The 15671-nt window shown below is 72.4% G+C and carries 13 protein-coding genes; 6 read left to right on the forward strand and 7 right to left on the reverse strand.

Annotation, left to right across the window (positions count from 1 at the left end):
* Nucleotides 1–177 precede the first annotated feature (177 nt).
* The 6 genes from AC0QU1_RS02355 to AC0QU1_RS02380 all read left to right on the forward strand — a co-directional run bounded on the left by AC0QU1_RS02355 (nt 178) and on the right by AC0QU1_RS02380 (nt 7441).
* Nucleotides 178–1200 carry a hydroxyacid dehydrogenase gene (locus AC0QU1_RS02355; RefSeq protein ID WP_483574055.1) on the forward strand — a complete coding sequence of 341 codons (1023 nt, stop codon included), beginning with the start codon at nt 178–180 and terminating at the stop codon, nt 1198–1200.
* On the forward strand, nt 1197–3551 hold the full coding sequence (locus AC0QU1_RS02360) for a DUF2264 domain-containing protein (protein ID WP_483574056.1): 2355 nt from the start codon (nt 1197–1199) through the stop codon (nt 3549–3551). Before AC0QU1_RS02355 ends, AC0QU1_RS02360 begins: the two co-directional genes overlap by 4 nt.
* A 65-nt stretch (nt 3552–3616) precedes the next feature.
* Nucleotides 3617–4912, forward strand: a complete 1296-nt coding sequence (locus tag AC0QU1_RS02365; protein ID WP_483574057.1) for an ABC transporter substrate-binding protein — start codon at nt 3617–3619, stop codon at nt 4910–4912.
* On the forward strand, nt 4912–5865 hold the full coding sequence (locus tag AC0QU1_RS02370) for a carbohydrate ABC transporter permease (protein ID WP_483574058.1): 954 nt from the start codon (nt 4912–4914) through the stop codon (nt 5863–5865). The genes AC0QU1_RS02365 and AC0QU1_RS02370 overlap by 1 nt, the downstream gene beginning before the upstream one ends.
* Entirely contained in the window at nt 5865–6704 is an 840-nt protein-coding gene (locus AC0QU1_RS02375; RefSeq protein WP_483574059.1) for a carbohydrate ABC transporter permease, read from the forward strand. The genes AC0QU1_RS02370 and AC0QU1_RS02375 overlap by 1 nt, the downstream gene beginning before the upstream one ends.
* Nucleotides 6701–7441 carry a ferredoxin-NADPH reductase gene (locus AC0QU1_RS02380; protein ID WP_483574060.1) on the forward strand — a complete coding sequence of 247 codons (741 nt, stop codon included), beginning with the start codon at nt 6701–6703 and terminating at the stop codon, nt 7439–7441. Before AC0QU1_RS02375 ends, AC0QU1_RS02380 begins: the two co-directional genes overlap by 4 nt.
* A 340-nt stretch (nt 7442–7781) precedes the next feature.
* On the opposite strand, the gene AC0QU1_RS02385 is transcribed toward AC0QU1_RS02380, so the two are convergent.
* From AC0QU1_RS02385 to AC0QU1_RS02415, 7 genes are all read right to left on the reverse strand, one after another.
* Entirely contained in the window at nt 7782–8678 is an 897-nt protein-coding gene (locus tag AC0QU1_RS02385; RefSeq protein WP_483574061.1) for a sugar phosphate isomerase/epimerase family protein, read from the reverse strand.
* On the reverse strand, nt 8675–9901 hold the full coding sequence (locus AC0QU1_RS02390; protein WP_483574062.1) for a dihydrodipicolinate synthase family protein: 1227 nt from the start codon (nt 9899–9901) through the stop codon (nt 8675–8677). The genes AC0QU1_RS02385 and AC0QU1_RS02390 overlap by 4 nt, the downstream gene beginning before the upstream one ends.
* A 79-nt stretch (nt 9902–9980) precedes the next feature.
* Entirely contained in the window at nt 9981–11111 is a 1131-nt protein-coding gene (locus tag AC0QU1_RS02395) for a Gfo/Idh/MocA family protein (RefSeq protein ID WP_483576616.1), read from the reverse strand.
* A 270-nt stretch (nt 11112–11381) separates the two neighbouring features.
* The gene (locus AC0QU1_RS02400) at nt 11382–12659 is read right to left on the reverse strand and encodes a LacI family DNA-binding transcriptional regulator (RefSeq protein ID WP_483574063.1); all 1278 of its coding nucleotides are present in this window, start codon (nt 12657–12659) and stop codon (nt 11382–11384) included.
* A gap of 208 nt (nt 12660–12867) precedes the next feature.
* Nucleotides 12868–14073, reverse strand: a complete 1206-nt coding sequence (locus AC0QU1_RS02405; protein WP_483574064.1) for a glycosyltransferase — start codon at nt 14071–14073, stop codon at nt 12868–12870.
* Nucleotides 14074–14143: 70 nt separating this feature from the next.
* Nucleotides 14144–14800 carry a uridine kinase family protein gene (locus tag AC0QU1_RS02410; protein ID WP_483574065.1) on the reverse strand — a complete coding sequence of 219 codons (657 nt, stop codon included), beginning with the start codon at nt 14798–14800 and terminating at the stop codon, nt 14144–14146.
* 39 nt (nt 14801–14839) lie between these two features.
* A complete protein-coding gene (locus AC0QU1_RS02415; protein WP_483574066.1) occupies nt 14840–15664 on the reverse strand; it encodes a helix-turn-helix domain-containing protein in 825 nt (274 codons plus the stop codon).
* Between the last annotated feature and the right edge of the window lie 7 nt (nt 15665–15671).

The following is a 15671-nucleotide window of genomic DNA, read 5'->3' on the forward strand; positions in this document are numbered from 1 at the left end:
TCGCTGGGACCCGTCGATGATCGAAAATGATCGTATCGGATTCCTTCGCCGCGGGCCAGGGGGTTGCCAACACCCGGACACTTGGGCTTCAATGACGGTCGTCCGATCGTTGATGATCGGAATTGTTCGTCTGGATGATCAAGCGAACGTGACAACTCGAGGGAGAGGAGCGCGGTGGTGCGGCAACCTGAGGCCCTGCTCGTCATGGACGACCGGGCACGGCGCATGCAGTTCGGTCCTTCCGAGGACGCCCGCCTGCGCGCGCTCGCGACGCTCGGTGAGCCGGTCTGCGTGACCGCCTACGACACCCCCGAGGCCAAGTCCCGGCTCGCCGACGTCGAGGTGCTCCTCACCTCGTGGGGCGCGCCACGGGTCACCGCCGACGTGCTCTCCCTCGCCCCGAACCTGCGCGCCGTGCTGCACTGCGCCGGATCGGTCCGGTCGCTCGTGTCCGACGCCGTCTGGGACCGCGAGCTGCTCGTCACCAACGCCGTGGCCGAGAACGCCCTGCCGGTCGCGGAGTTCACGGTGGCCGCGATCGTCATGGCGGGCAAGAAGGCGCCCTTCCTCGCGAACATCGCCCGCACGCGGCGCGCGGACTGGTCCTACCTCGACGAGCACGGCGTCCTGTCCAACCGCGACCGGACTATCGGGATCGTCGGCTTCTCGCGGACCGGCCGGCAGGTGGTGGCACGGCTCACCGTGCCGGGTTCCGGCCCAGAGGCACGCGAGATCCTGGTCGCGGACCCGCTCGCCGACCCCGCCGCCGTGGCCGACGCCGGTGCGCGGCTGGTACCCCTCGACGAGCTGCTGGCGGCGTCCGACATCGTCTCCCTGCACGCGCCGGAGCTGCCCTCGACGCGTCACCTGATCGGCGCGCGCGAGCTGGCGCTGCTGCCCGACGGTGCCACGCTCATCAACACGGCGCGCGGTGCCGTGGTGGACACCGCGGCCCTCGAGGCCGAGTGCGTGACCGGCCGCATCTACGCGATGCTCGACGTCACCGAGCCGGAGCCGCTGCCGGCGTCGTCCCTGCTGTACGACCTGCCGAACGTCGTGATCACGCCCCACATCGCCGGATCGCTCGGGACGGAGGCCCGGCGGATGACCGCCGCAGCGCTCGACGAGCTGGAGCGGTACGCGCGGGGCGAGGCGCCCCGGAGGGTCGTGACCAGGGCGGACATGGAGTTCGTCGCATGACCGGCCGGGCACCTGAGCGTCACGTGTCAGAAGCACCAGCCACATCCGGGTCTGACCGGCCGGGAGAGTCCGGGCAGGAGGCCCGCGCCTGGCTCGCCGCCTACGCCGACCGGCTGCTGGACGCCGTCCGGCCGTACGCCTCGCCGAGCGGCTCGCTGATCACGCTGCCGGGCGAGCCGGGCGGGTACGGCACCGCCGTCGACGGGCTGGAGGGCTTCGCGCGCACCTTCCTGCTGGCCGGCTTCCGGCTCGCGGGCGAGGACGGAGCGGACCCGGACCACCTCGCCGAGCGGTACGCGGCAGGGCTGGCCGCCGGCGCGGACCCGGCCCACCCCGAGCGCTGGGTCCGGCCCGACGAGCACGGCCAGGCCAAGGTCGAGGCCGCGTCGCTCGCCCTGATCCTCGACCTGACCCGGCCCTGGATCTGGGACCGGCTCGCGCCGTCCGCCCAGGAGCACGTGGTCGAGTACCTCGGCTCGGTGGTGGGAGACCCCGACTACCCGGACAACAACTGGGTCTGGTTCCGCATCGTCGTGGAGACCTTCCTGCGGTCGGTCGGTGGTCCCTTCTCCGCCGACGACGTGGCCCACGACCTCGCCGCCCACGACCGGTTCCGCCGTCCGGGCGGCTGGTTCGCCGACGGCCCCGAGCGCAGCTTCGACCACTACACCGGCTGGGCCCTGCACCTGTACCCCGCGCTGTGGGCACGGATGTCCGGGGCGTCCGACGTCGCAGCGGCCGCCGGCGACGACCTGGCCGCGCGCTCGGCGTCCGACCGCGAACACCTGGCCCGCTACCTCGACGACGCGCTGGCCCTCGTCGGCGCCGACGGCGCCCCGTTGCTGCAGGGCCGCAGCCTCACCTACCGCTTCGCGGCGGCGGCGCCGTTCTGGGCGGGCGCCATCGCGGGCGTCGGCCGGCCGGGGCAGCTCCGCGAGGCGGCGACCCGCATCGTGCGCCACTTCGCCGACCACGGCGTGCCCGGCTCGGACGGGCTGCTCACGCTCGGCTGGCACCACCCGTGGCGCCCCATCGCGCAGCGGTACAGCGGCACCGGCTCGCCCTACTGGGCGAGCAAGGGCCTGCTCGGGCTCGCGCTGCCGGCCTCGCACGAGGTGTGGACGGCGGCCCCGGAGCCGCTCCCCGTGGACGACGGCGACGTGCTCACCGTCGCAGCCGCCCCCGGCTGGGCCATCAGCGCCACGCACGACGACGAGATCGTGCGCGTGATCAACCACGGCACCGACCATGCGCTGCCCTGGTCCGACGGTCTGGCCCGCGGCGTGGTTGCCTCATCGTTGGATGCCGCGGGGGTGCGGTCGCCTGCGGGTGCGGCAGGGAGTTCGGGGGCCTCGCCCGACGGTGTTGCTGTTTCGCTACCGGTCGCCGCCGGGGCCTCTGGAACCGCACCCCACGACGTCGCTCCGACGCAGGGGAGGGCGGGCACCCCAAGAGCCCAAGGGATAGGGGACTCACCCCTGTACGCGCGGCTCGGCTACTCGACGGCGACATCGCCGCTGCTCGATGCCGATGCCTGGCGATCCCCGCTGGACCAGTCGGTCTCCCTCCTGAACGCCGCCGGCAATGCGACGCACCGCACGGGCTTCGTCCCCCTACAGGTCGACCTGGCAGAACTGGAATCCCCAGCCGAACCGGGACCCCGAGATCGGTCGGTTGCCTCGAGATCGGTCCATCAACCGACCGATCTCGACGCAAGGGACCGAACTGGCGGCGGCGGCGCGGCAAGGGACCGATCTCGTTCGGGTTATGCCGTTGCCTTGGGGTCCGTGGCTGATGCGCACTGGGTCGAGCCCGACCCGTCCGCGCCCGACCACGGTTCCGGGCGGCCCGGCGTCGCGACCTCGGCGGGGTGGATCACCACAGTCTCGATCGTCCGCGGAGCGTGGGAGGTCCGGCTCGTGCGGGTTGCGGGCGCCTCGGCCGATCCAGCTCGCGCGGCCGGTTCGGGTGGCGCGGCGGGTTCGGCTCGCGCGGCCGGTTCAGCTGACGCAGGCAGTGGCCCAGCAGGTTCGGGCGGCCCACCCGACGCCAACGCCGTCGCGCTGCGGATCGGCGGGTGGGCCGCAGGGCCGGGCCTCGTCTCGACCCTGGTGCCGCTGGCCGGCGACGTCGCGCCCGTCGCCGGCGAGACGACGTCCGACGACGCCACTCCCCTCGCCGGCCCGACCACCACCCCCTGGCTGCGGTACGCGCCGGTCCCGGACGGCTGGGTGGGCGTCGGCGTCCACCTGGGGCGGACGCCGTCCGACCGCCCGCTGCTCGAGCTCACCGCCGGACAGGCCGCCGTGACCTGGCCGGACGGCGTACGGACCACGGCAACCCTGCCCTGACCACCCAGCGCTCCCGAAGGCCGCGGACGCGGCACGGGACCGGAGTTACTCGAAGGAGAGTAGGAATGAACCGCAAGATCATGAGCACGATCGGCGTCGCGGCCGTCGCGTCGCTGGCGCTGACCGGGTGCGGCGGCGGGTCCGAGCCCGCGGCCGCCGAAGGTCCCGTCACCATCACCCTGGCCGGCTGGGACTTCGCGTCCACGCCGGAGTTCCAGACGCTCGCGGACGCCTATCACGAGGCGAACCCCGACGTCACCGTGGAGCTCAAGGAGTACCCGGCGGGCGACGACTACGACACGGCCCTCACCGCCGACCTGGCCGCCGGCACGGCGCCCGACGTCTTCATCGTGAAGAACCTGAAGAACTACGTCACGTTCACCGAGGGCGGCACGCTGCTCGACATCTCCGACGTCGCGGCGGAGCTCGACCCGGCGACGGGCGGCCTGGAGCCGATGGCGGTCGACGGTGCGACCTACGCCGTCCCGTACCGCCAGGACTCGTGGCTGCTGTACTACAACAAGGAGCTGTTCGAGAAGGCCGGCGTCGACCTGCCCGACGGGTCCTGGACCTGGGACGACTACGCGGAGGCCGCGGAGCGGCTGACCGAGGACATCGGCGAGAAGGAGGTCACGGGCACGTACCTGCACAGCTGGCAGTCCACCGTGCAGGGCTTCGCGCTCGCGCAGACCGATGGCGCCTCGCTGGACGGCGGCGACTTCTCGTTCCTCGCGCCGTACTACGAGCGTGAGCTGACGATGCAGGACGCGGGCGCCCAGCCGTCGTACGCCACCGTGACCACGAACGAGCTGACCTACCAGGCACAGTTCGGCACCCAGAAGGCGGCGATGCTGCCGATGGGCTCGTGGTACATCGGCACGCTGGTGGCCGAGCAGGCGTCGGGTGCGGCGGACACGTTCGAGTGGGGCATCGCGCCCATCCCGCAGCTCGACGAGTCGACGACCGGTACCGAGAACACCCCCGTCACCTTCGGCGACCCGACGACCATGGGCATCAACTCGGGGATCGACGAGGCGAAGGTCGAGACCGCCAAGGACTTCCTGAGGTTCGCAGCCGGCCCCGAGGGCGCCGCCGCGCTCGCGGGCATCGGCATCACGCCGGCCCTGATCGACGACACCGTCGCCGACACGATCTTCGCGCTCGACGGCGTGCCCCGGGACGACCTGTCCCGGTTCGCCTACACCACGCACGAGACCCTGCCGGAGAACCCGGTCGGACAGGACACGGCGGCCATCCAGACCATCCTGGGTGAGACGCACTCGGCGATCATGTCGGAGTCCACGCCGGTGGACGAGGCGATCACCGAGGCCGAGGAGCGCGTCGCCAACGAGGTCGGCTGATGGCGACACCGGCCGTCGGTGAGCAGCGGACGCTCGGGTTCTCGCGACCCGGGCCTCCGCCGCCGCTCAGGACCCCGCGGACGTCGCTCAAGCTCCGGAACGCGCTGATCGGCTGGACGTTCATCCTGCCGAACTTCGTCGGTTTCGCGGTGCTTACCCTCGTGCCGGTGCTCACGCTGTTCTACATCTCGCTGACGAGCTGGAACATCTTCGGCGCCGCCCAGTGGGTCGGGCTCGACAACTTCGAGCGGCTGATCGGCGACAGGAGCTTCCACACAGCGCTCGGGAACACGTTCTACTACGCGGCGCTGCACATCCCGATCACCATCGTCGTGTCCCTCGGCCTCGCGCTGCTGCTCAACCAGAAGCTGCGCGGCGCCGCGTTCTTCCGCACGGTGGCGTTCTTCCCCTACATCACGTCGATCGTCGCGGTCGCCGTGGTGTGGAACATGCTGTTCAGCCCAGAGTTCGGGCCGATCAACCAGTTCCTGAGCCTGTTCGTCGACGGCGACCTGCCCGGCTGGACCGTCTCGAAGGACTGGGCGATGCCCGCGGTGATCATCGTGGGCACGTGGAAGGACATGGGCTACTACATGCTCCTGTTCCTGGCCGGCCTGCAGACCGTGCCCGGTGAGCTGCACGAGGCCGCCCGGATCGACGGCGCGAACGCCTGGCAGCGGTTCTGGAACGTCACGCTGCCCTGCCTGCGGCCCACGATGTTCTTCGTGACGGTCATGGTCACCATCCAGAGCTTCAAGGTCTTCGACCTGATCCTCGTGATGACCGCCGGCGGTCCGGGCCAGGCGACCCTCGTGCTCTCGCAGTACATCTACCAGAAGGGCTTCGAGCAGTTCGAGTTCGGGTACGCCTCGGCCGTCGCCGTCGTGCTGTTCCTCATCTGCATCCTCGTGACCGTGGTCCAGTTCCTCTACAACAAGCGGAAGGAGGCGTGATGGCCGCCCGCCCGTCCGCGCTCCGGAGGTCCGGCCGGGTGCTGCTCTACGCGGTGATGATCCTCGCCGCGGCGGGCATCATGCTGCCGTTCGCCTGGATGGTGATCTCGTCACTGAAGCAGAACAACCAGGTGTTCACGGCGCCCGTGGAGTGGATCCCCGACCCGGTGCAGTGGCGCAACTACCTCGACATCTGGGTCAAGGCCGACATGGTCACCTGGGTGCGCAACACGCTCGTCCTGTCCGTCGCCGTGACGTTCCTGCAGGTGCTGACCGGCAGCTTCGCCGCATACGGCTTCGCCAAGATGCGCTTCCCCGGCCGCGACGCGCTGTTCCTGCTGTACATCGGGACGATCGCGGTGCCGTGGCAGTCCTACATGATCCCGCAGTTCCAGATGCTCTCGGGCTGGGGGCTCAACAACACCCTGTGGGCGATCATGCTGCTGCAGGCGTTCGGCGCCTTCGGCGTGTTCCTCATGAAGCAGTACTACGAGTCCATCCCCGACTCGCTCTCGGAGGCGGCACGCATCGACGGGCTCTCCGAGTACGGCATCTGGTGGCGCATCATCATGCCGCTCTCGGTACCGGCCCTGGCGTCGCTCACGATCATCACGTTCGTCTCGACCTGGAACGACTACCTCGGTCCGCTGATCTACCTGCGCGACCGCGAGCTGTGGACCATCCAGCTCGGCCTGCAGTCGTTCATCGGGGAGTACAACGCCGAGCACGCGCTGATCATGACCGGCTCCGTGCTGTCGGTGCTGCCGATCGCGCTCGTCTTCCTGCTCGGCCAGCGGTACTTCGTGGAGGGCATCGCGACGACGGGCGTGAAGGGATGAGCGCCGTGGGTGCGGCGGGGTCCGTAGGGGCGGCAAGATCGGCCGGCACGGCGAGTACCGCGCCCGGGCGCCGTCGGCCGCTGATCGCGCCCGAGACGTACGAGCTGGTGTTCGGCACCGTCTACACGGGGCTCATGACGAACGTGCTCCTCGCGGTCGCGTGCCTGCCCCTGCTGGTGCTGGTCGTGGCGACGGACCTCACCGCGACCTGGCCGCTGGCCGCCCTGACGGCGCCGTTGCTGGGACCGGCCCTGGTCGCGGCCTTCGCGGTGTTCGGCGCCTTCAGCTCCGACGGGTCGACGGCGGTCGTGCGCACCTTCGCGCGCTCCTGGCGCCGGCACCTGCGGCGCGGGCTGGCGATCGGGGCGCTCGCGACCGGAGCGGTTGTGGTGTCCGCCGTGGACGTGGCCTTCTTCTGGGGCCGCACGTCCGGGGCGGTAGCGATCCCGGTGCTGGTCACGCTTGCCGCCGGAGCGGTGGCGACCGCCGTCCTTGCCCTGGCCGCCGTGCCGGAGATGCCGGGCGCGCGCCTGCGCGACGTACTGCTCGCGGCCCTCGTGCTCGGAGCGCGGCGCTGGTACCTCTCGGCGGGGATGCTGCTCGTGCTCGGCCTGCTGGTGTCCGTCGTGGTGGCGCACCCCACGGTGGGCCTCGGCTTCGCCGCCGCACCGCTGCTCTACGCGGTCTGGGGCGCCTGCCGCTTCGCCCTCCGCTCGCCCGGCATCTCGCGCCGGTAAGAACCGAGACCTCGTTCGTGAAGACCGGGACCTCGTGTCCGGTAGGGATCGGTAGCTCGCGTTCGGTGAGTACCGGGACCCTGCCTAGGTAAGGATCGAGACCGCCGGGGAAACGTGCCTCGCGGGGGCGTGTTGCTGACAGTCGACAAGGTCTACCGAGAGCAACACACCCCCGCGAGGCACATTTCCCTGGGCGCTACCGAGTTGCCGCGCGCGGGTGCCGTCTCCGGACAACGGGGTTCGCGCCCTGCACGTTTCGCCATGTGCATAGGTCCCGTCCCCGGGCGGTCTCATGGAACAGGGCCACGCCTCACGCGTCGTCGACCCGCACCTGGATGGCTCAGAGGTGCGGCGCCACGTGCTTCTCGTACCGGTCCAGCACGGTCGCCGCGGTCTCCGAGGCCGGGCGCGCCCAGATCTCCTCGTTGAAGATCTCGGTCTCGATGTCGCCCACGTAGCCGGCGTCGCGCACCCAGCCCGTGATCGTGGCGAAGTCGATGTACCCGTCGCCCACGTGCCCCCGCGAGTTCAGCGGCTCCGCAGCGAGCGGCAGCACCCAGTCGCAGACCTGGTACGACGCGATGCGGTCCTCCCGCCCGGCCCGCGCGATCGACCGGCGCAGCGCCGGGTCCCACCACACGTGGTAGGTGTCGACCACCACTCCCACCTCGGACGGCGCGAACGGCGCGGCCAGGTCCAGCGCCTGCGCCAGCGTGGAGATCACGGCCCGGTCGGCGGCGAAGATCGGGTGCAGCGGCTCCAGCACGATCCGTACCCCGTGCTCGGCGGCGAACGGCACCAGGTCGGCGATCCGGTCGGCCACCCGGCCGCGCGTCGCCACCAGGTCCCGGTCCACGTCCGACGTCGGGGCGCCGCCTGGGGTCGACCCCACCAGCCCGCCGACCACGAAGACCAGCTCCGAGGTGCCGATCGTCGCCGCCTCCTCGATGGCCCGCCGGTTGTCGTCGAGCGCGGCGCGGATGCCGTCGTCGTCCGCCGTGGTGAGGAAGCCGCCGCGGCACAGGGACGATGCGCGCAGCCCGGCGTCGGCGATGATGCGCGCCGCGCGCGGCGCCCCGACGGCCTGGACGACGTCCCGCCACGGACCCACCGCGCCGAACCCGGCGGTGGCCGCCGCCTCGCACGCCTCGGCGAGCGAGGCGTGCTTCACGGTGGCGGTGTTGAGCGACGCCCGCCTCGACCGGTCGGGCGTGGTACTTGGCACCGGCGTGCTCATGCGGTGACCCCGTTCGTCGTCAGGAATGCGCGCAGCCGAGCGGCCGCCGGCTCCGGGTCGAGGAGCATGCCGCAGCCGTCGGCCAGGCGGGCCAGCTCGACCAGGTGCCGCAGCGACCGTCCGGAGTGCAGCCCGCCCACCAGCGAGAACCCGGGCTGGAACCCGTTCAGCCACGACAGGAACGCGATCCCGGTCTTGTAGTAGTAGGTGGGCGCGGCGAAGATGTGCCGGCCCAGCGCCTCGGTCGAGGCCAGGATCTTGTGCCCGCAATCGGTGTCCCCGGCGTCGAACGCCTGGAGCGCCGTGGAGGCCGCCGGGTAGATCGCCGCGAAGATGCCGAGCAGCGCGTCGGAGTGGCCCTGCTCGTCACCCGCGATGAGCTCCGGGTAGTTGAAGTCGTCGCCGGTGTACAGGCGGGGCCGCGTCCCGTCGTCCGACGGCGGCAGTGCCGCCAGCGATCGGCGCAGGCCCACCTCGTGGGCGGCGTCGAGCAGCGACACCTTGACGCCGTCGATCCGGGGCTGGTGCGCGCGGATCAGGTCGAGGAACGTCGCCGTCGCGGACTCCACGGAGTCCGAGCCCCAGTAGCCCGCCAGCGCCGGGTCGAACATGGTGCCCAGCCAGTGCAGGATCACCGGCCGCTCGGCGTCGGCCAGCACGGCGTCGTACACGCGCGCGTAGTCCTCCGGGCCGCGCGCGACCCGCGCCAGCGCGCGGGAGGCCATGACGATGACCTGCGCACCGGCGTCCTGCACCACCTGGACCTGCTCGCGGTAGGCGTCCGCGACGGTGGCAAGCCCGGCGTCGCCCGGCTCCAGCGCCGCCACGACGTCGGGCGCGAGCTGGTCGGTGCCCGCGCCGCACGCGACGCGCGCGCCGACGGCGGCCGCCTCGGTCGCCGACCGCCGGACCAGCTCCTGGGTCGCCGCCCAGTCCAGGCCCATGCCGCGCTGGGCGGTGTCCATCGCGTCGGCGACGCCGAGCCCGTGCGCCCAGATCCGGTGCCGGTAGGCGAGCGTCGCATCCCAGTCGACGACGGCGGGCGCGCCCGGCACGTTCTCCGCCCCGACCTGGGGCACCACGTGGGCGGCCGCGAAGGCGATGCGGGAGGTGATCGGGCCCGACGGCGTCGTCCACGGACCGGGGGAGCTGAGGGTGACTGCCTCCGAACCGGTCACCCGGCCCTCGGCGTCGAACAGGGGGAGAGCGATGTCCGTGCTCACAGGATGTCCTCTCGGCGCTGGTCCTCGTGGTTCGCTCCGGACGCGTGGCTCGCACCCGCGCCGTGCATCGCACCCGCCGTCACAGCGTGATCTCCGGGATGTCGATGCGCCGTCCCTCCGCCGACGACCGCAGCCCCAGCTCCGCGAGCTGCACGCCGCGCGCGGCCGAGAGCAGGTCGTAGCGGTGCGGGCGCCCGGCCACGACGTCGCGCAGGAACTCCTCCCACTGCAGCTTGAAGCCGTTGTCGAGGTCCGCGTTCGCGGGCACGTCGAGCCACTGGTCGCGGAACGGCTCCGTGACCGGCAGGTCCGGGTTCCACACGGGCTTGGGGGTGTGCGCGCGGTGCTGGGCGCGGCACTGGCGCAGCCCGGCGACGGCGGAGCCGTGCGTGCCGTCCACCTGGAACTCGACCAGCTCGTCGCGGAACACCCGCACGGCCCAGGACGAGTTGATCTGCGCCACGACGTCGTCCCCGCCGGGCGTGGTGACCTCGAAGATGCCGTACGCGGCGTCGTCGGCGGTCGCGGCGTACTCGCGGCCCTGCTCGTCCCAGCGGGTCGGGATGTGCGTGACCGTCTTGGCGGTGACCGTCCTGACCTGCCCGAGGATGCCCTCCAGCACGTAGTTCCAGTGGCAGAACATGTCGGTGGTGATGCCGCCGCCGTCCTCGGCGCGGTAGTTCCACGAGGGGCGCTGGGCGGGCTGCGAGTCACCCTCGAACACCCAGTAGCCGAACTCGCCGCGCAGCGACAGGATGCGGCCGAAGAACCCCTCGTCCACGAGCCGGCGCAGCTTCACCAGGCCCGGCAGGTACAGCTTGTCGTGCACGACGCCGACGGTCACCCCCGTCTCGGCCTGGAGCCGCGCGAGCTCGATCGCCTCGGCGAGGGTCTCCGCCGTCGGCTTCTCGGTGAAGACGTGCTTGCCCTTGCGCATCGCCTTGCCCAGCGTGGCCGGGCGCAGGTTGGTCATGGCGGCGTCGAACACGATGTCGGCGTCCACGATGGCGGCGTCGAGGTCGGTGGTCCAGTGCTCGACGTCGTGCAGCGCCGCCAGCTCCTTGAGCTTGTCCGCGTTACGGCCCACCAGCACCGGCTCGACCTGGACCCGCGACCCGTCGGGGAGCGTCACGCCGCCCTGGTCGCGGATCGGCAGGATCGAGCGCACGAGGTGCTGGCGGTAGCCCATGCGGCCGGTGACGCCGTTCATGGCGATGCGAAGTGTTGTCACGGGCGGGACTCCATCGTCGTGGGAATGCGCTTTCCGGGGCAGCCTAGCGCACGGGACGGCGGGGAGTACATGCGCGCTCGACACTTGGCACGGCTGGGTTCGGCAGCCTCCTGCGGAAATCGGCGGTCTGCTCGGTGAGGTCGGCAGTTGGCATCGAGATCGTGACAGGCCTGTGCCGATCTCGATGCCAACTGCCGACCGCGCTAGGAGACTGCCGAACCCGGCGCCGGCACCGCGCACACCGACGCCCTAGGACGGCCGCTCCGGGGTGGACTCCCGGAGCACCACCTCGCCGTGCACCCTGGTACGCGTCTCGGCCGAGCGGCCGAGCGCCAGGTCGGTCGCCAGCGCGCCGATCTCGGCGAGCGGGATCCGCACCGTCGTGAGGCCCGGCGAGACGTCGCGCAGCGTGTGGATGTCGTCGAAACCGGCTACGGCGACGTCGTCGGGCACGCTCAGGCCCGCGTCGCGGACGGCGGCCATCGCGCCCACCGCCATGACGTCGTTCACGGCGAACACCAGCTCGGGCAGCCCGCTCCCGACGGCGGCCGCGCCCGCTGCGCCGGCCGCCACGCTCGCCTCACCGCTGGTTGCACCGACGTTCTCCGCGCGAGCCGCCCTGGTTGCGCCGCCGTCCGCCCCGTACGCCGCCGTACCGCCGCCCCCCGTGCGGGCCGTTGGACGCAACCCGGACCGTTCGATGAGCCCGCTCATGGCCGAGTAGCCCCCGTCGCGTGTGAACGCGCAGCTCAGGATGTCGCCCGCTGCGACGGGGCTGTCGAGGTCGGCCAGCGCTCCGGTGAAACCGTCCGTACGATCCGCGGCCGTGCGGTGGCCCGCCGGGCCGGCGAGCACGGCGAACCGCCGGTAGCCGAGACCGTGGAGCGCGCGGGCGAGATCGGCAGCACCGTCGGCGTTCGCCACCTCGACCACGGGGAGGTCGCCCACGGGCTGGCCGATCACCGCCACGCCGCCCCCGGCATCCTGGAACGCGGTGAGGGACGACTCGAGTGCCTGAGCCTTTCCCGCTGTCTCGGCGACGACGTCCTCGGGAGGTGACCCGCCGGCGCCGTCGGGCATCGCGCCGCCCGCGCTGTCGGGCATCGCGTCACCGGCGCCGTCGGGCACCGCGATCCTGCTGCCCGCGAGGATGATCGCGCGAGACCGCTGGCGCCGCGCGAGCTCGACGAAGGCGAGCTCGCGGTCGGGGCCGAGCTCCGTCGAGGCCAGGGTGACGATGAGGCCCTCGCGCTCGGCGGCGCGGGCCACCCCGGCGGCGATCGTGGAGAAGTACGGGTCGGCGATGTCGTGCACCACGAGCCCGAGCGCCGTGGTGCGGCCGCGGGCCATGGCCTGCGCGCTGGGGTCGGGTGAGTAGTCGAGCCGCCGGGCCGTCGCCAGGACGCGCTCGCGCAGGTCCTCGCGGACGCTGCGGGTCGCGCTGCCGTTGATCGCGCGCGACGCCGTGGCGAGCGATACGCCGGCCTCGCGGGCGACCTGGCTCAGGGTGACGGGGGCGTCGGGCATGAGGTCATCTTGCCGTGTCCGGCGTCCCTGTGGTCGCGCAAGCGGCGGCCGGAAGGGAGAAGCGACCTCCGCGCGGATGCGTTCACGGGCCCCAGGGGCCCTCCACTCCGGGAGCAGATACATCCGCGCGGGGGTCATTTCTTCCTTCCGGCCGCCGCCTGCGCTCGGGCGGGCCTGGTCGGACGCGAAGGGCTCTTACGGCTGCGGGTCAGACGCGGAGGGGCTTTAAGCCCGCGTCGCGGTGCGTGCGCTCGATGACGCTCGAGTACCCGGCGATCATCCGGACGTGGCTGAACCGCGGCCGGACGGCGGTCCGCGCCGACTCCAGCTCCTCGCGCCGGTCCGCCGCCTCGATCCAGGTGGCGGCGATCTCGGTCGGGTCGAACGACGTCACGAACCCGATGCGGTCCACGATCGACGGCGCGTCGCCCACCGGGGTCGTGACCGGGACGGCCCCGCACATCGAGCCCTCGATGAGGCACAGTGGCGCGGCCTCGCCGAACGCCGAGGTGAGCGCGACGACGTCCGCCGTCGCGTAGATCAGCTCCATGTCGTGCCGCACGCCCAGCAGGTTGAGGCGCTCCAGCAGGTCCGGCCGGTCGCCGAAGATGCGGGTGAGGTCGTCGGCCAGGTCCGGGTTGTTCGCCGTCATGCCGGCGCCGCACATCAGCACGTGGCCGTGGGGTTCGAGGGCGAGGAACGTGCGAGCCGAATGGAGGAACAGCTCGGGGTTCTTCATCTCGTCGTACCGCGCGGCGTAGACGACGACCGTCCCGTCGCTCGGCACCCCGGCGGCGCCCCGCAGGGCGAGCCGGCGCGCGCCCTGGACCGGGCGGAAGCGGGCGAGGTTGATGCCGTTCGGCACCACGCGCAGCAGGTCGGCGGGCACGCCGGCCTCGCGGTACGCGTCCCGCGTGGACTCGGCGCAGCAGACGACGGCGGAGAGCCGGCCGCGGTTCGCCGCGGTCAGCAGGTCGCCGAGGGCCTCGCCCTGGTGCTCCGGGTCGGACCGGTGCAGACAGGCGATGACGGGGCGCTGCGGGAACGCGTCCTGGTTCACCAGCCGGAGCGGCTGCTCCTTGAGCGACAGCACCACGTGCGAGCTCTCGACGTGGCGGGCGGCACTCGCGAGCTCTGCCTCGGTGAACACCCGCGGGTCGTGGTTCGCCTCGGTGCTCCGGCCCAGCGACGCGACGCGGACGCCCGCCGCGCGCAGGGCACGGTAGCGAGGGTCGTCCTCCATCCGCTGCAGGGTGGCCTCGCGCCGGACCTCGTGGTGCAGACTCAGCACGGAATGCTGCTGACGACCGCCCTGATGCAGACCGGCGACCACCGTCGAGTGCAGGACACGAGCCCCGCCGCTGAAGAAGCCCTCGTACAGCGAGAGCACACGCAAGCCATTGCGCTGGATCACAGACACCACCTCCTGGGCCCAGAGTGAGCCCCACTCATGTGGGGTGCGTGGCAGTTCGGTTACACGGGGATTACGTGTTCGAGGACATTTGAGCGAGCAGGTCCCGGATGTCTTTCTCGGCCTGCGCGGGTGATACCTCGCGGCAACCCAGCGCAACCCATCGGTCGATCATGGCAGGCTCGGCCCGCAACAGCGAGACCCCGCGACGCAGCAGGGTGCCGATCGGCTTGCGCGCCTCCGCGACGTCGCGTAGGAGCCGGAACCAGAAGGTGACCAGGCGTGACCGGGAGAGGCAGATCGCGTCGGCGAGCAGCCCCTCGGCGCGGCAGTCCGCGACGAGCTGCGCCGCGAAGATCCCCTCGGCCAGCAGGAGCGGCGCGTCGCCGATGTCGAGCCGGCGCATCCCCGTGCGGCGCGACGTCGGGATGTCGTAGACGGGCACGTCGGTGCGGCCCACCGTGGCCAGCTCCTGCAGCGCCGCGAGCGCGCCCTTGCCGTCCCAGCTCGCCGGGCTGTCCCAGTCCACGCTGCCGTACCGCTGCGGCAGGCCCGGGTGGTCGATGTCGAGGTAGAAGTCGTCGAGCTGCACCACCGGCAGGCCGAGCCGCTGGGTGAGCGACGTCTTGCCCGAACCGGACGGCCCGGTCAGCAGCACCACCCGCGTCCGCGGCCGCCGGGCGCCGGGCGGGAGGTCGAAGAGGGTGGGCTCTGGTGCTGGATCGGTCACGAGAGGCCATTCTCCCGCACGCCGGGCACCCCCACGAGGTCACCCAGCGCGAGTCAGGTCGCCCAGGCCGCGCTGGTACCGCCCCGGCGTGGTGCGCAGCAGGCGGCGGAAGTGCCGGGTCAGGTGCGCCTGGTCGTGGAACCCCGTGGCGGTCGCGACGTCGGCGGCGGGCTCGCCCGCGAGCAGCCGGCGTCGGGCCAGGTCGAGGCGCCGCCCCACGAGGTACCGGTGCGGCGGGAGGCCGAGCTCGCGGGTGAACGCGCGCACCAGGTGCGGCACGGTGACGCCGAGCTCGTCGGCGACCTCGGCGAGCCGCACCGGCCGCGCGGGGTCGGCGTCGAGCAGGTCGCGGGCGCGCCGGGCGGTCGAGGCGGCCTGCGGTTCGCGCGGCGGCGTCGGACGGCCGGACAGGTGCCAGGCCAGACCCTCCGTGACCAGGGCGAGCAGACCCTCGGCCGCGAGGTCCTCGCGTGCGGTGAGCGCCCGGTCGAGGCCCACGAAGCGGGCGCGGAGCGCGTCGTCCAGCACGAGCGGGGCGTCGACGGCCCGGCCTACCAGGCCGCTGTCGAGCACCGTGTTCTCCAGGTAGACCACGCGCTTGCGGAAGCCCGCCGCGGTGACGGACCGGCCGTCGTGCACCACGCCGGGCGGCAGCACGGTCACGCCGGTGCGCTGCGCCGCATGCTCCTGGCCGTCCAGGCCGTAGCCGATCAGCCCCCTGTCGACGATCAGCACCGCCCACGTGTCGTGCGTGTGCGCGGGGTAGGCGTGCTCGTGCCAGGCGGCGTGCAGCACCTCGGCGACGCCGGGTACCTCCGGCCGCCAGGCGCGCACGACGTCCGGGGTGGCATCGAGCGAACGCATGTCAAGA

The organism is Promicromonospora noduliphila (genome assembly GCF_056951025.1).

Excerpts from the sequence above, each read along its gene's own strand:
- AC0QU1_RS02360 (WP_483574056.1), top strand. The coding sequence starts at position 1,197 with ATGACCGGCCGGGCACCTGAGCGTCACGTGTCAGAAGCACCAGCCACA.
- AC0QU1_RS02365 (WP_483574057.1), top strand. The coding sequence starts at position 3,617 with ATGAACCGCAAGATCATGAGCACGATCGGCGTCGCGGCCGTCGCGTCG.
- AC0QU1_RS02370 (WP_483574058.1), top strand. The coding sequence starts at position 4,912 with ATGGCGACACCGGCCGTCGGTGAGCAGCGGACGCTCGGGTTCTCGCGA.
- AC0QU1_RS02375 (WP_483574059.1), top strand. The coding sequence starts at position 5,865 with ATGGCCGCCCGCCCGTCCGCGCTCCGGAGGTCCGGCCGGGTGCTGCTC.
- AC0QU1_RS02380 (WP_483574060.1), top strand. The coding sequence starts at position 6,701 with ATGAGCGCCGTGGGTGCGGCGGGGTCCGTAGGGGCGGCAAGATCGGCC.
- AC0QU1_RS02385 (WP_483574061.1), bottom strand. The coding sequence starts at position 8,678 with ATGAGCACGCCGGTGCCAAGTACCACGCCCGACCGGTCGAGGCGGGCG.
- AC0QU1_RS02395 (WP_483576616.1), bottom strand. The coding sequence starts at position 11,111 with ATGAACGGCGTCACCGGCCGCATGGGCTACCGCCAGCACCTCGTGCGC.
- AC0QU1_RS02400 (WP_483574063.1), bottom strand. The coding sequence starts at position 12,659 with ATGCCCGACGCCCCCGTCACCCTGAGCCAGGTCGCCCGCGAGGCCGGC.
- AC0QU1_RS02415 (WP_483574066.1), bottom strand. The coding sequence starts at position 15,664 with ATGCGTTCGCTCGATGCCACCCCGGACGTCGTGCGCGCCTGGCGGCCG.